This is a genomic window from Streptacidiphilus anmyonensis (genome assembly GCF_000787855.1).
GTDB lineage: Bacteria > Actinomycetota > Actinomycetes > Streptomycetales > Streptomycetaceae > Streptacidiphilus > Streptacidiphilus anmyonensis.
Window position 1 is genome coordinate 100,644 of sequence record NZ_BBPQ01000002.1, and the last position, 14,427, is coordinate 115,070.

Annotated in this window: 10 protein-coding genes; 5 read left to right on the forward strand and 5 right to left on the reverse strand. The window is 74.3% G+C overall.

The window, feature by feature from the left end; translation table 11 throughout:
- The first annotated feature begins 11 nt into the window (after nucleotides 1-11).
- The 5 genes from TR50_RS03100 (at nucleotide 12) to TR50_RS03120 (ending at nucleotide 9,899) form a co-directional block, all read left to right on the forward strand.
- On the forward strand, nucleotides 12-1,808 hold the full coding sequence (locus TR50_RS03100; protein WP_042414421.1) for a glycoside hydrolase family 15 protein: 1,797 nt from the start codon (nucleotides 12-14) through the stop codon (nucleotides 1,806-1,808).
- A gap of 11 nt (nucleotides 1,809-1,819) precedes the next feature.
- On the forward strand, nucleotides 1,820-2,581 hold the full coding sequence (locus TR50_RS03105; protein WP_042413630.1) for an SDR family oxidoreductase: 762 nt from the start codon (nucleotides 1,820-1,822) through the stop codon (nucleotides 2,579-2,581).
- 120 nt (nucleotides 2,582-2,701) lie between these two features.
- The gene (locus TR50_RS03110) at nucleotides 2,702-6,148 is read left to right on the forward strand and encodes an ABC transporter permease (protein WP_042413633.1); all 3,447 of its coding nucleotides are present in this window, start codon (nucleotides 2,702-2,704) and stop codon (nucleotides 6,146-6,148) included.
- A complete protein-coding gene (locus TR50_RS03115) occupies nucleotides 6,148-8,940 on the forward strand; it encodes an FtsX-like permease family protein (RefSeq protein WP_052440638.1) in 2,793 nt (930 codons plus the stop codon). The genes TR50_RS03110 and TR50_RS03115 overlap by 1 nt, the downstream gene beginning before the upstream one ends.
- 14 nt (nucleotides 8,941-8,954) lie before the next feature.
- A complete protein-coding gene (locus tag TR50_RS03120) occupies nucleotides 8,955-9,899 on the forward strand; it encodes an ABC transporter ATP-binding protein (RefSeq protein ID WP_042413638.1) in 945 nt (314 codons plus the stop codon).
- A 46-nt stretch (nucleotides 9,900-9,945) separates the two neighbouring features.
- On the opposite strand, the gene TR50_RS03125 is transcribed toward TR50_RS03120, so the two are convergent.
- The 5 genes from TR50_RS03125 to TR50_RS03145 form a co-directional block, all read right to left on the reverse strand.
- Nucleotides 9,946-10,731, reverse strand: coding sequence for an enoyl-CoA hydratase/isomerase family protein (locus tag TR50_RS03125; RefSeq protein WP_042413640.1), 786 nt, complete (start codon nucleotides 10,729-10,731; stop codon nucleotides 9,946-9,948).
- Nucleotides 10,732-10,924: 193 nt separating this feature from the next.
- Entirely contained in the window at nucleotides 10,925-11,158 is a 234-nt protein-coding gene (locus TR50_RS03130) for a helix-turn-helix domain-containing protein (RefSeq protein ID WP_042413643.1), read from the reverse strand.
- A gap of 350 nt (nucleotides 11,159-11,508) precedes the next feature.
- Nucleotides 11,509-13,107, reverse strand: a complete 1,599-nt coding sequence (locus TR50_RS03135; protein ID WP_042413645.1) for an ABC-F family ATP-binding cassette domain-containing protein — start codon at nucleotides 13,105-13,107, stop codon at nucleotides 11,509-11,511.
- Nucleotides 13,108-13,222: 115 nt separating this feature from the next.
- Nucleotides 13,223-13,984, reverse strand: coding sequence for a hypothetical protein (locus TR50_RS03140; protein ID WP_152648227.1), 762 nt, complete (start codon nucleotides 13,982-13,984; stop codon nucleotides 13,223-13,225).
- Nucleotides 13,985-14,089: 105 nt separating this feature from the next.
- Nucleotides 14,090-14,422, reverse strand: coding sequence for a YnfA family protein (locus tag TR50_RS03145; protein ID WP_042413651.1), 333 nt, complete (start codon nucleotides 14,420-14,422; stop codon nucleotides 14,090-14,092).
- Between the last annotated feature and the right edge of the window lie 5 nt (nucleotides 14,423-14,427).

Genomic DNA, 14,427 nt, shown 5'->3' on the forward strand with positions numbered 1-14,427 from the left:
GGATGGACACCATGCCCGGACGCATCGAGGACTACGCGCTGATCGGTGACCTGCAGACCGCCGCGCTGGTGGGCAGGGACGGATCGATCGACTGGCTCTGCCTGCCCCGCTTCGACTCCCCCAGCTGCTTCGCCGCGCTGCTCGGCGGCGACGAACACGGACACTGGCGGCTCGCCCCCGCCTCGGACGGCGAGGCGCCGTTCCGCTCCTACGTCGGCGACAGCCTGGTGCTGCAGACCGAGTGGACCACGTCCACCGGCAGCGTCCGGGTGATCGACTTCATGCCGCAGCGCGACCGCACGCCCGACGTGATGCGGATCGTCGAGGGCATCAGCGGCTCCGTCAAGATGATCGGCGAGCTGCGGCTGCGCTTCGACTACGCGCGGATCATCCCGTGGATGCGCCGCACCGACCACCACCGGGTCGCCATCGCCGGCCCGGACGCGGTCTGGCTGCGCTGCGGCCCGGGCGTCCGCACCTACGGCCGTGACTTCGCGACGTACTCCGAGTTCACCGTCCACGCGGGTGAGCGGATCCCGTTCGTGCTCAGCTGGACCCCCTCGCACCACTCGGCGGCCCCCCGGCAGGACGCGGAGAAGTCACTCCAGACCACGCTCGAGGACTGGGAGCGCTGGGCCGCGCACTGCGCGCCCGGCCTGCGCGAGCAGGACAAGCCCGCGGTGCTGCGCTCACTGATCACCCTGAAGGCCCTCACCTACGATCCCACCGGCGGCATCGTCGCCGCCGCGACGGCGGGCCTGCCCGAGCAGGTCGGCGGCGCGCGCAACTGGGACTACCGCTTCTGCTGGCTGCGCGACTCCACCATGGCGCTGTCCGCGCTGCTGAACGCCGGCTACCGGCGCGAGGCCGTGGCCTGGTACCAGTGGCTGCTGCGCGCGATCGCCGGCGACCCGGCGGACCTGCAGACCATGTACGGGGTCGGCGGCGAACGCCGGCTGCCCGAACAGCTGGCCGACTGGCTCCCCGGCTACGAGGGCTCCCACCCCGTCCGGTTCGGCAACGCGGCCGTGGGCCAGCTCCAGCTGGACGTCTACGGCGAGGTGGTGGACACCCTTTACCTCGGCCACCAGCGCGGGATCAAGATAGAGCTCCATGTGTGGCGGCTCCTGCTCAAGCTGCTGGAGTTCCTCGAGGAGCACTGGTCCGACCCGGACGAGGGACTGTGGGAGGTGCGCGGCCCGCGCCGCCACTTCGTCCACTCCAAGATCATGTGCTGGGTGGCCTTCGACCGGGCGGTCAAGCTCGCGGAGGAGACCAAGATGGGCGGACCGGTCGAGCGCTGGCGCGAGTTGCGCGACGTCATCCACGCCGACGTCTGCTCGCGCGGCGTCGACAAGAAGCGCGGCGTGTTCACCCAGTACTACGGCGGAGCGGCGCTGGACGCGTCCACCCTCTTCGCGGTCAAGACCGGCTTCCTGCCGCCCGAGGACCCGCGCGTCGTCGCCACCGTGGAGGCGATCCAGCGCGAGCTGCACCACGACGGGTTCATCCTGCGCTACTCCACCCCGACCGACGCCGCGGCCACCGACGCGGTGGACGGCCTCGCCGGCTCCGAGGGGGCCTTCCTGGCCTGCTCCTACTGGCTGTGCGACGCGCTGATCCTGATCGGCCGGGCCGACGAGGCCCGCGCCCTCTTCGACCGCCTGCGCTACCTCGCCAACGACCTCGGCCTGATCTCGGAGGAGTGGGACACGGTGGCGGGCCGTCAGCTCGGCAACACCCCGCAGGCGTTCACCCACGTCGCCCTCGTCAACACCGCGTTCCAACTCGCGCACACGGAAGGCTGAACCGCACGCCCATGGATCTCGGACTATCCGGACGCGTCTACCTCGTCACCGCCGCCTCCCGCGGCCTCGGATTCGCAAGCGCACGGGAGCTGGTCGCCGACGGCGCGCGCGTCGTGGTCACCGGCCGGGAGAAGGAGTCCGTCGCGGCGGCCGTCGACGCCCTCGGCGGCCCGGAGGCCGCGGAGGGCGTCGTCGCCGACAACGCCGCGCCGGACACCGCGGAGCGGCTGGTGGGCGCGGCACTGGCCCGCTTCGGCCGCCTCGACGGCGTCCTGATCAGCGTCGGCGGACCGGCGGCCGGCTCGGTGCTCGGCACCCCGGAGTCGGCCTGGCGCGAGGCGTTCGAGTCGGTCTTCCTCGGCGCGCTGCGGATCGCCCGCGCGGCGGCGGACGTCCTTCAGGAGGGCGGCGCGATCGGCTTCGTCCTGTCCAGCTCGGTCCGGCAGCCGATCGCCGGCCTCGCCGTCTCCAACGGCCTGCGCCCGGGCCTGGCGATGGCGGCCAAGACCCTGGCCGACGAGCTGGGCCCGGAGGGCATCCGCGTCTTCGGTCTGCTCCCGGCCCGCATCGACACCGAGCGCGTCCAGCACCTCGACTCCCTGGCCCCCGACCCGTCCGCGACGCGCGCCGCCTACGAAGCCGCCATCCCGCTGCGCCGCTACGGCCGCCCGGAGGAGTTCGGCAAGGTCGCCGCCTTCGCCCTCTCGCCCGCGGCGGGCTACCTCACCGGCGTCATGATCCCGGTCGACGGCGGGGCGATGCAGGGGCTGTGACCCGACGAGGGAAACCGCTCCAGGCACAGCCCCCCTTCCGTCACCACCGGGGTGCGTGACAGGATCGTCGGCGAACTGGAGTGCCCGGCAGCGACACGGGCCGGGGGCCGGGGGCTGGTAGTGGGTGGTTTCGCGGGTTTCGTGCTGCTGCGGCTGCGGGCTCACCGCCTCCTCGTGGCCGGGGCGCTGGTCAGCATCCTGGTCACCACCACCGTGCTGGCCGCGCTGGCGGGCTTCACCTCCGGTGTCGCCGACGCCGGGGTGCGGCGCCAGCTGAACGGCGCGGACGTCGCCGCCACGCCGCTGCTGCTGACCCGTCACGCCGGCTACCCGGACCGGGCCGTGAGCGACAAGGAGGCCCGGCGTCTCGCCGCGACCGTGCTGCCGGGGCTGCCGCTGGAGATCCGCACGCTGGCCGTCTCCGACGGCTTCGCACTGCCCGGCGGCCCGCCCGGCGACCCCGACGTGACCAGCCTGGCCACCCTCGACAGGACCAGGCTCCGCCTGCTTCAGGGCAGTTGGCCCACCGACGCCGCGCCGGGCGGCGTGGTCCCGATCGCCGTGCCGGAGGCCGCGGCGCAGCGGCTGCTGCAAGGCCGCGGCGGCAGCCCGGTCGGGGCAGGCGGGAGCCCGGTCGGGGAGCGGCTCACGCTCACCGACCAGATCAGCAAGGCGCCGGTCACGGTCCTGGTCGCCGGGGTGTACCGGGCCGCGAACCCGGCCGACCCGTACTGGCAGCTGGACTCCCTCGGCGGACGCGGCATCCAGCGCGCCGGCACCGGCACCGCCGGCAGCGGCGGCGGCTCTGTCGGCGGGACCAGCTACGGGCCGATGCTCACCACCGACGCCGCGTTCGCGAGCGGCGCGGTCCCGCAGTCACAGCTCAGCTGGCAGGCCGTCCCGGACACCGACCAGCTGCACGCGGCGGACCTCGGCGCGCTCGCCGCCGCCGACCGGGCCGCGACCGCGCGGATCAACCAGCAGGGCGTCTACCAGGCCGTCGGCAACCTGCCGACCGTCCTCGACCAGCTGCGGCTGAGCATCCTCGTCGCCCGGTCGACGCTGCTGGTCGTGGTGCTGCAACTGGTGCTGCTCACCGCCATGACGCTGCTGCTCACGGCCCGGCTGCTCAGCGAGGAGCGCGAGGGGGAGAACGCCCTGCTCCGCGCCCGCGGGGCCGCGCCGGGGCGGATCGTACGGCTGGCGACCATGGAGGCGCTGCTGCTCGCCGTGCCCGCCGCCGTGCTCGCGCCGCTGCTGGCGCGGCCGTTGATCCAGCTGCTGGCCGCGTTCGGGCCGCTCTCCGCGGCCGGGATCCGCCTGGACGGACCGCTGCCGGCCTCCGGCTGGTGGACGGCGCTGGCGACGGCGCTCGGCTGCGCCGTCGTGGTGGTCGCGCCGACGGTCCTCCGGGCGCGCGGCGCAGGCGAGTCGGAGCCGAAGCGCGGCCGACGGGCGGCACTGCCGTCGGTGCTGCGGGGCGGCGCCGACCTCGCCCTGGTCGCCCTCGCCATCGCCGCCTACCTCCAACTGCGGCACTACGCGGGCACCGGAACGCTGGACACGACAGGCGGAGCGACGGGCACCACGGCAGGCGGCACGGCGGGGGTCGACCCGGTGCTGGTCGCCGCGCCCGCCCTCGCGCTCGCCGCCGGCACGGCGCTGACGCTGCGGCTGCTGCCGCTGGTGGCCAGGATCGGGGAGCGTCTGGCGACCCGCGGGCGGTCGCTTCCCGTCGCGCTGGCGGCCTGGCAGCTGTCCCGACGCGCCCATCGCAGCGCCGGGCCGGTGCTGGCCCTCGCGCTGGCGGCCGCGATCGGCACCCTGGCGATCGGTCAGAACGCCAGCTGGGAGGGGTCGCAGCGGGACCAGGCGGCCTTCGACACGGGCGGCGACATCCGGGTGGCCTCGATCGACGTCCCCGCCCTGGGACAGGGCGGGATGCTGGCCGCGCTGCCCGGAGTGGCCGCGGCCGTCCCGGTCAACCGGCAGCAGATCAGCATCGCGGGCGGCGGCATCGGCGAACTGCTCGCCTACGACACCCGGGCCGAGGCCGGACGGCTGCCGCTGCGGGCCGACCTCGCCGACCGCTCCGCCGCCCGGCTCCTCGGCGGCCTCGCCGACCCGGCCCCGCAGCCCGCGGGGCTGGGCGTTCCACTGCCCGGCCGGCCCGCCGAGCTGGACCTCTCGGCGCAGCTCACCGTCTCCGGGCTGGCGGCCGACCAGACCCTGTCGGAGCAGCAGGTCCCGGTCACCGTCCAGGTGATGGACCGCTTCGGGCTCGCCTACTCCCTGGACAGCCGATCCGTCGCCGTGGACGGCCGACCGCACCGGCTGGAGTTCGACCTGCGGGCCGCGGCCGGATCGGGCACCCCCGGCTACCCGCTGACGGTCAGCCGGATCGACCTCGGCCAGCCCGTGGCCCTCGCCCGCCGCGACGCCACCGGCCAGCCGCACCCACGGCTCACCGCCGCGTTCTCCCTGTCCGCGGACGGCGCTGCGGCGTCCGCCCCGTCCGGCTTCGGCTGGAACGCCCGCACTGGCGACAGCAGCGGCGGCCGCTCCGGCCCGCCCTACCAGCCGGGCCGGACGGACTTCGCGCGGCCCGCCGGGACGACGGCCCTGACGGCCCAGCTCGAGCTCGGCACCTTCTGGGACCAGTCCAGCGGCGGCCCCTTCGACACCCCGCAGACGCCCGACGTGGACACCTCCTTCACGTCAGCCCGGTCCGCGCCCACCACGCCGCTGGCCGCCGTGGCCGACCAGCGCTTCCTCGACAGCGACCACGCCCACCTCGGCTCGGTGCTGACCGTGGGCGACGCGGGCGGCGGCCTGCGGGTGCGGATCACCGGCGTGGTCACCCAGCTCCCCGGCACCGGCGCGGCGGCCGAGCAGGGCCTGAACGGGCAGACCCAGGCCGGCGGCGGCACGGTCCTGGTCGACCTGCCCTCCTACATCCGACGACTCAACGGCCCCGACACGGCCAACGCCAGCGCCTCCGCCCCGCCCGTCGAGTGGTGGCTCGCCACCAGCGCGGGCGGGCGCGCCCGCGCCGACGCGGCCCTGGCCGCCGACGGCGACGTCGCCGTCTTCTACGACCGCGTCGCCGTCGCCTCGGCCGCCGCGCACGACCCGATCGGCAGCGGCCCGCAGTCCGCGCTGCTCGCCGGGATGGTCCTCGCCGTCGTGCTCGCCTCCGTCGGTTTCGCCGCGAACGCCTCCGGCGCCGTCCGGGCACGCGCGACCGAGTTCGCGGTGCTGCGCGCGCTCGGCATGAGCCGACGGCGGATGGCCCGCGCCACCGCCGCCGAGCTCGCCCTGCCCATCGTGCTCGGCGTCGGGGTCGGCCTGCTGCTGGGAGAGGTGATCACCCGGCTGGTGGTGCCGCTGCTGGTGCTCACCCCGCAGGCCGGCGTCCCGGTCCCCGCGGTGCTGGTGGAGATCCCGGTGCTGCCGCTGGCAGGGCTGCTCGCCGCCGTCGCCGCCGTCCCGCTGCTGTGCGCGGCCCTCCTGGGGTTCCGCGGCGGCGACCCCGCCCGCCGTCTGCGCACGCCCGAGGAGAGCTGATGTCCCGTCGGACCCACGTCCCCTGGGTGCGCACCCGGCTCGCCCACCGGCCCGGCACGGCGGCCGCCCTGGTGCTGCTGACCCTGGTCACCGGATTCCTCGCGTCCGCGCTGCCCTTGCAACTGGACCGCTACCAGGACCGGGCCCTGTCCACCGAGCTCGGGCGGGCTGACCTGACCGGGCGCAGCCTCCGGATCGGCAGCACCGCGACCGACGCGATCCAGAGCGGCAAGGTCTGGCAGTTCGCCGACGCGGCCACCCTGACGCAGGCGCAGACCTGGCTGCGCTCCCAGATCCAGTCGCCGCTGACGGTGGACGCCGGGGCCGAGACCGCGGGTCTCCACACCGTCGCCGTCGGCAGCACCCTGCCGCTGAGCGGCCTCCCGCTGACCGGCCCGGGTGTCAGCGCCCAGCCGCAGCCGCCGCGGATCAACCTGGTCTGGCAGCCCGACCAGCACCACGACGTGCGGCTGGTCCGCGGGCGGATGCCCGCCGACGACGCACCGACGCGCGGGGCCGACGGCGCCGACGGCACTCCGGGACCGCTGAGCGGACCGGTCGAGATCGCGGTCAGCGACACCGCCGCCGCCCAGCTCGGGCTGCGGGTCGGCGAGGTCTACCAGCTGGGTCAGACCGCCCAGGTCAAGCTCGTCGGCGTCTACCACGTCGACCGGCCGCAGGACGCCTACTGGAACAGCGTCGGGCACCTGGCCGGCGCCGCGACGCTCAGCTACACGCCGTCGCACTCCGCCGACAGCGTCGACTACCGCTACGCCGACGTCCTCACCTCCGTGGGCGGCGCCCAGGTGATGGGCCAGCTCGCGCCCACCGAGGTCTACTGGTGGCTGCCGCTGCGCCAGGGCAGTCTGAACGCCTCCCAGGTGGACGCCGCCCGGCAGGAGCTGGCCTCCCTGACCAACGGCGACAAGGCCGACGCCATCGGCCAGGCCGGTGGTATCACCGTCACCACCGGCCTCGACCAGTTGCTCGCCGCCTACGCCGCCGAGCGTCAGGCCCTGGCCCCGCTGACCACCGTCGGTGTCGCGGGCGCGGCCGGAGTCGGCCTGGTCGTGCTGCTGATGGCACTCGGGCTCACCGCCGAACACCGCCGCGAGGAGCTGCGGCTGCTGCGCGGACGCGGCGCCTCGCTGCCCGTGCTGTGGTCACGGCTCCTGGCCGAGGCGGCCCTGTACGCGGGCGCCGGCGTGCTGGTCGGCGGCGGCGCCGCACTGCTGCTGCTCCCCACCCAACGGCACGGTGCCGCCCTGGCGGCGGCGGCCCTGGTCTGGCTGTCGGCCACCGTCGCCTACCCGGTGCGGCTGCTCGTCGGCCACCGCCGGGTGCAGCCCCGGGGCCGCGCCGAGGACGTCCTGCACGCCCGCGCCTCGCGCCGCCGCACCGTGGCCGAACTCGCCGTGCTGGCCGGCACCCTCGCCGCCGTGGTCTCGCTGCGCGGTCGCGGGATCGCCTCCTCCGGCGGCGTCGACTGGCTGGTCACCCTGGCGCCGCCGCTGCTCGGCCTGTCCGGAGCGATCCTGCTGGTGCGTCTGTACCCGCTGCCGGTCCGGCTGCTCCTGCTGGCGAGCCGCCGCCGCGACGGCGCGGTCGCCTTCCTCGGCCTCGCCCGCGCCGGACGCAGGTCCGCCACCGGATCGCTGCTGCCGCTGCTGGCCATGCTGCTCGCGCTCACCGTCGGCGCCTTCGGCTCCTCGGTGCTGACCGGCGTCGGGCAGGCCCGCGAGACGGGCGCGCTCAGCCTGGTCGGCGCGGACGCGCGGATCGGCACCGACAGCACCGAGCTGAGCCCCGCCCTGGTCCGGGCCGCGGGTCAGGTGCCCGGTGTGCGGGCGGTCGAGCCGGTCGTGGTGCAACGCGATCTCGCGCTGGGAGCGACCGCGCGCTTCGACATCCTCGGCGTCCGGCCGGACTCCTACGCCGCCCTGGCCCGGCGCGTCGGCCGCGGCGGGTTCGACGCCGCGCTGCTGCGCTGGGACGGCCACGGCCCGCTGCCGGCACTCGCCTCGCCCGCCGTGGCCGCCTCCTTCGGGAGCGCCCCGCAGAGCGTGGACAGCGACTTCGGGCAACTCCAGGTGAAGGTCGTCGCGACCGTCGACGCCACGCCCGCGCAGGGCGCGAACGACTTCCTGGTGCTGCCGTCCGCTCCACTGCTCGCCGCCGAGAAGGCCCACTACGGCGTCGCGGACGGCCCGAACGTGCTGCTGCTGAGCGGCCCCGTCGACGCCGCCGCGCTGCGCGCCGCGGTCGCCCGCACACCCGGCGACGCGGAAGTCGACACCGAGGTGCTCACCGAACAGCGGGCCCGGCTCGCCGACTCCCCCCTCCAGGCGGGCGCCACCGAGGTCTACCTGGCCTCGGTGCTGGCCACCGGCCTGCTGTGCCTGCTGGCGGTGCTGCTGTCACTGCTGGAGGCCTCCCCGGAGCGCTCCCGGCTGCTGGCCCGGCTGCGCACGATGGGCCTGACCGCCCGCCAGGGCTACGCCCTGATCCTGGCCGAGTCGCTGCCGCTGGTCCTGCTCGCAGCGCTGGCGGGCACCCTGCTCGGGCTGCTGACCGTGCCCGTGCTCGGCTCCGCCGTCGACCTCGGCGCCCTGGCCGGGACGACGTCGCTGACCGGCGTCGGCATCAGCAAGGGGCTGCGCGTGGAGGCGCTGCCGCTGCTCGGCCCCGGGCTGCTCCTGCTGGTCCTCGCCGCGGCCGTGGTCGCCGCCGAGGCGGCGCTGATCGGACGGCGCCAGATCGGCGCCCAGTTGAGGGTTGGAGATGCGACGTGACCTCGTCCTCCGCAATGCCGACGCTGGCGGAGCTTCAGGCCCGCTCGACCGCCGCGCGCGACCGTCCCGCCTACGGGGACGGCGCCGTCATCGCCTGCGACCGGCTGGTCCGGATCTTCTCCGCCGAGGGGGTCGAGGTGCAGGCCCTCCAGGGCCTGGACCTGACCGTCGCCCGAGGCGAGCTGATGGCGGTCGTCGGCGCGTCCGGCTCCGGCAAGTCGACGCTGCTCCAGATCCTGGCCGGCCTCGACGTCCCCACCGCGGGCCGCGCGGTGGTGGCCGGGAACGATCTGCTGACCATGACCGCGAAGGCCCGCCTGCGCTACCGGCGGGAGGTGGTCGGCTTCGTCTGGCAGCAGACCGCGCGCAACCTGCTGCCGTTCCTGACGGCGCGCCAGAACGTGCTGCTGCCCATGCAGCTGGCGGGCTCCCCGGCCCGCAGGGCGCGCGCCGAACGCGCCGAAGCGCTGCTGGAGCTGCTCGGCGTCGCCGACTGCCAGGGCCGCCGACCGGACCAGATGTCCGGCGGCCAGCAGCAGCGCGTCGCCATCGCGGCGGCCCTGGCCAACGAGCCCTCGGTGCTGCTCGCCGACGAACCGACCGGCGAGCTGGACTCCGAGACCGCCGCGCAGATCTTCGAGGCGTTCCGCACGGTCAACTCCGAGCTGTCCACCACGGTCGTCATCGTCACCCACGACCCCATGGTCGCCGGCGAGGTCCGCCGCACCGTCGCCATCCGCGACGGCCGCGCCGCCTCTGAGGTGCTGCGCCGCGTCGCCACCGACGCCGACGGCCAGGAGTCCCTGGAGGAACGCGAGTACGCCATGCTCGACCGCGCCGGCCGGGTCCAGCTCCCGCGCCAGTTCCTGGAGGCCCTCGGCATGGAACACCGCGTCGGCCTCACCCTGGACGCCGACCACGTCTCCGTCTGGCCGGACCACCACGACACCCAGGCGTAGCGGGCCTGTCCGGAGCCGCCTGCGGCGGCGGCCCCGGACGGGGCGGTCACTCCCCCACGCCCGCCAGGTCGCGCAGGCGGCGGAGCTGGGCGGCGCGTTCGGCGGCGCGCTGCTCGTCGAGCGTGCGGCCGGCGGCGCCGGCCAGGAGGGCCTTGGTCTCGATGACCGCGTCGCGCGGGGACGCCAGGAGTGCCGCGGCGAGGTCGGCGGCGGCGGCGTCCAGCTGCTCGGCGGGGACGACCAGGTTCGCGAGGCCGATACGGGCTGCCTCGTCCGCGTGGACCCAGCGGCCCGTCGCGCAGATCTCCAGCGCACGGGCCGGGCCGACCAGGTCCACCAGCGGCTTGGTGCCGGTGAGGTCGGGGACCAGGCCGAGCGCGGTCTCCTTCATGGCGAACTGGACGTCCTCGGCGACGACGCGCAGGTCGCAGGAGAGGGCGAGCTGGAAGCCGGCGCCGACGGCGTGGCCCTGGACGGCGGCGACGCTGACCAGGTCGGGGCGGCGCCACCAGAGGAAGCCCTCCTGGTACTCGGCGATGACCGCGTCGCCGTCGCCGCTCTTGGCGATCTCGATGAAGGAGAGCTCGCCGGGGATGCCCTCGGGGGTGAACGCCTGCCGGTTGAGGCCCGCGGAGAAGGAGACGCCCTCGGCGCGCAGCAGCACGACCCGGACGGTGCCGGGCAGCTCGCGGCCGATCGCGGCCAGCGCGCGCCACATCGCGGGCGACTGCGCGTTCCGCCGCTCGGGACGGCACAGCGTCACGGTGGCGAGCTCGCCCTCGACCTCCAGGCGGACGCCCGCTTCGCCCCACTCGGCAGCTTGATCAGACACAGGACCCTCCGGCAGTCGCAGAACGTTGCTACCGAAGAGTAACCACAGAGCCGCGCTCGCATCCAGACTCGCATCCAGGACCGGCACGACGAACGACGGGCACGACGAACCGCGGGCACGACGAACGACGGTCAGGGGGAGGAGACCCGGACCGCCGTTGCGTCACAAGCAGGTGTCGCGTCGGGATCCGGTGTCAGGAACCGGCTGCCGCGGCGGCCTTCGCCTTGCCGCGCGTGGCTCCGCCGCGACCGCGCAAGGACACCCCGGACTCGCTGAGCATGCGGTGGACGAAGCCGTAGGAACGACCCGTCTCCTCCGCGAGCGCGCGGATACTCGCACCGGAGTCGTACTTCTTCTTGAGCTCGGTCGCGAGCTTCTCCCGTGCGGCACCAGTCACCCGGCTGCCCTTTTTCAGAGTCTCGGCCACCCGTGCCTCCTCGTAGCAGTGCTCTGTCGGAATCCCATGATCACCCATGGGGGGCTCCATGGCCACCCATTCGACAAGGTCGATACCGGGATTCCCGGACCGAAGTGGTGTCGCCGCGCGCACGGGGAGCGCACAGGATCAACCCTCACGCCCCCGACTACAGCAGGCCTGATCGCCGAAATTGCTGATCAGCAGCGGTAATTGGGCATTGCAGAAGATTGCGGATTCCACTGATTCAGAGCCGCGCACAGCAGCGGAACACGCAAGAGCCGATATGAGGTCTTCTGGGCCAGATGCATGATCCCTCGCCTAGTCGAACAGTTCCGACGAGGCGTTTTGCTACTGATAATTCACGCGAGCGACACGAGGTCCGCGTAACCCTCGTTCCAGAGGTCCTCGACACCGTCCGGCAGCAGAATGATCCGCTCGGGCTGGAGCGCGTCGACGGCGCCCTCGTCGTGGGTGACGAGCACGACCGCGCCCTCGAAGGAGCGCAGCGCGCCCAGGATCTCCTCGCGGCTGGCCGGGTCGAGGTTGTTGGTGGGCTCGTCGAGCAGCAGCACGTTCGCGCTGGAGACGACCAGCGTCGCGAGCGCGAGGCGGGTCTTCTCGCCGCCGGAGAGCACGCCCGCGGGCTTGTCCACGTCGTCGCCGGTGAACAGGAAGGAGCCGAGGATCTTGCGGATCTCGACCAGGTCCATGTCCGGGGCCGCGGAGCGCATGTTCTCCAGGATGGTGCGGTCCGCGTCCAGGGTCTCGTGCTCCTGGGCGTAGTACCCGATCTTCAGGCCGTGGCCGGGGACGACCTCGCCGGTGTCCGGCTGCTCCACGCCGGCGAGCATGCGCAGCAGCGTGGTCTTGCCGGCGCCGTTCAGCCCCAGGACGACGACGCGGGAGCCCTTGTCGATGGCCAGGTCGACGTCGGTGAAGATCTCCAGCGAGCCGTAGGACTTCGACAGGCCCTCGGCCGTCAGCGGCGTCTTGCCGCAGGCCGCCGGGGTCGGGAAGCGCAGCTTGGCGACGCGGTCGCTCTGGCGCACCGCCTCCAGGCCGGAGAGCAGCTTCTCCGCGCGGCGGGCCATGTTCTGCGCGGCGACGGTCTTGGTGGCCTTGGCGCGCATCTTGTCGGCCTGCGAGTTGAGCTGGTGCGCCTTCTTCTCCGCGTTGGCGCGCTCGCGCTTGCGGCGCTTCTCGTCGGCCTCGCGCTGCTGGAGGTAGAGCCGCCAGCCCATGTTGTAGACGTCGATGCAGGTGCGGTTGGCGTCCAGGTAGAAGACCTTGTTGACGACCTCGTCGACCAGGTTGATGTCGTGCGAGATGACGATGAAGCCGCCCTTGTAGGACTTCAGGTAGTCGCGCAGCCACAGGATCGAGTCGGCGTCGAGGTGGTTGGTCGGCTCGTCCAGCAGCAGCACGTCGGAGTCCGAGAAGAGGATGCGCGCGAGCTCGACGCGGCGGCGCTGACCGCCGGAGAGGGTGTGCAGCGGCTGGCCCAGCACGCGGTCCGGCAGGCCGAGGCTGGCGGCGATGGTCGCCGCCTCGGCCTCGGCGGCATAACCGCCCTTGGTGAGGAACTCGGTCTCCAGCCGGGAGTACTTCTTCATGGCCTGCTCGCGGGTGGCGCCCTTGCCGTTGGCCATCTTGTCCTCGTTGAGGCGCATCTTGCGCAGCACCTCGTCCAGGCCGCGGGCCGACAGCACGCGGTCGCGGGCGAGCACGTCGAGGTCGCCGGTGCGCGGGTCCTGCGGCAGGTAGCCGATCTCGCCACTGCGGGTCACCGTGCCGCCGGCCTGCTGGCCCTCGCCCGCGAGCACCTTGGTCAGCGTCGTCTTGCCCGCGCCGTTGCGGCCGACCAGCCCGATCCGGTCACCGGCGGCGACACGGAAGGTCGCCGACTCGATCAGGATGCGAGCGCCTGCGCGCAGCTCGATCTCGTTGGCGACGATCATGGCGGAACCACTCCCGGGGACGGTGCGCAAAGGGGCGCGGCAGCGCCCTCGCGGTCGGAATGCGGCCAGGACCGTCCGAACGGGCCTATGCAGCAGGAGGCAACAAGCCTCCAGTCTACCGGGCTGCGCAAACGCATTCCGTGGCCGGACGGCCGGTGGTCGGGTCCACCGCGTACGGCTCGCGGCGGGGCACGACGAGCACGTCGACGTCGCCGTCCGCCGCCGCGGTCATCCGCACCGGGGCGACGGCGGGCCGCTGCCAGCGGCGGCCGTCCAGGTCGAACCCCTCCAGCTCCGTGCGCCCGGCGCCGGCGGCGCAGTCGCGTCGCGCCAGCACCCACGCGCCGACGTGCACGGGCCCGGCCGGGCCCGTGTCGCGGAAGAAGCAGCCGACCGAGGGGAGGGTCGAGGTGCGCAACGTGCCGTCGCCGGTGTTGTACGTCACCACCACGTCGTGGGTCAGCGCCAGGAACGTTTCTCCCGCGCCCAGCGGCACGAGCGTCAGGGGGGTCCGCGCCCCCACCCCGGGCACGTACCGGTGCCACCGCACCACGGCGGGCTCCGGCTGCATCCCGGTCAGCATCCCGTCGTCCCACAGGGCGACCGTCGTCGCGCCCAGCGAGACCAGCCGCACCGGCGCGTGCCCGCCCCGGCGGTAGCTCCACACCAGACGCCCGCTGCCCGCCTCGTACCCCTGCACCTCCCCGCCGGACCCCACCCGCAACGCGTCCGCCCCACCGGACTGCGCCCGGGCCGCCCCCACCACGTCGTCCCCGAACGGCGCGGGCCGCGCCTCCCGGGCGGCCGCCCCCACGAGCGCGAGGCCCGCCAGCAGCACCGCCGTGATCACACCCCGAAGGGACACCCGGGAACGCATGAAGGTCACCGTAAGGGCTGGTCACCGGCGCACGGTGACAGTCCGCTCTCGTGTCGTCACCGGCCTCGCGACGAACCGTGCGACGAACCGTGTGACGAACCGTGGCTAGGCGCGCGGCTGGTAGATGATGATCCCCGCCCCGACGAGGCAGACGGCGGCGCCCACCAGGTCCCACACGCTCGGACGGAAGCCGTCGACCAGCACGCCCCAGGCGAGCGACCCGGCGACGAAGACGCCGCCGTAGGCGGCGAGGACCCGCCCGAAGTGCGAGTCGGGCTGCGCGGCGGCGACGAACCCGTACGCGCCGAGGGCGACGACGCCGCCGACGGCCAGCAGCCAACTGCGGTGCTCCCGCACCGCCTGCCAGATCAGCCAGCAGCCGCCGATCTCGGCGACGGCGGCGAGGACGAAGAGCAGGACGGAACGGGTGACAGCCACACGGC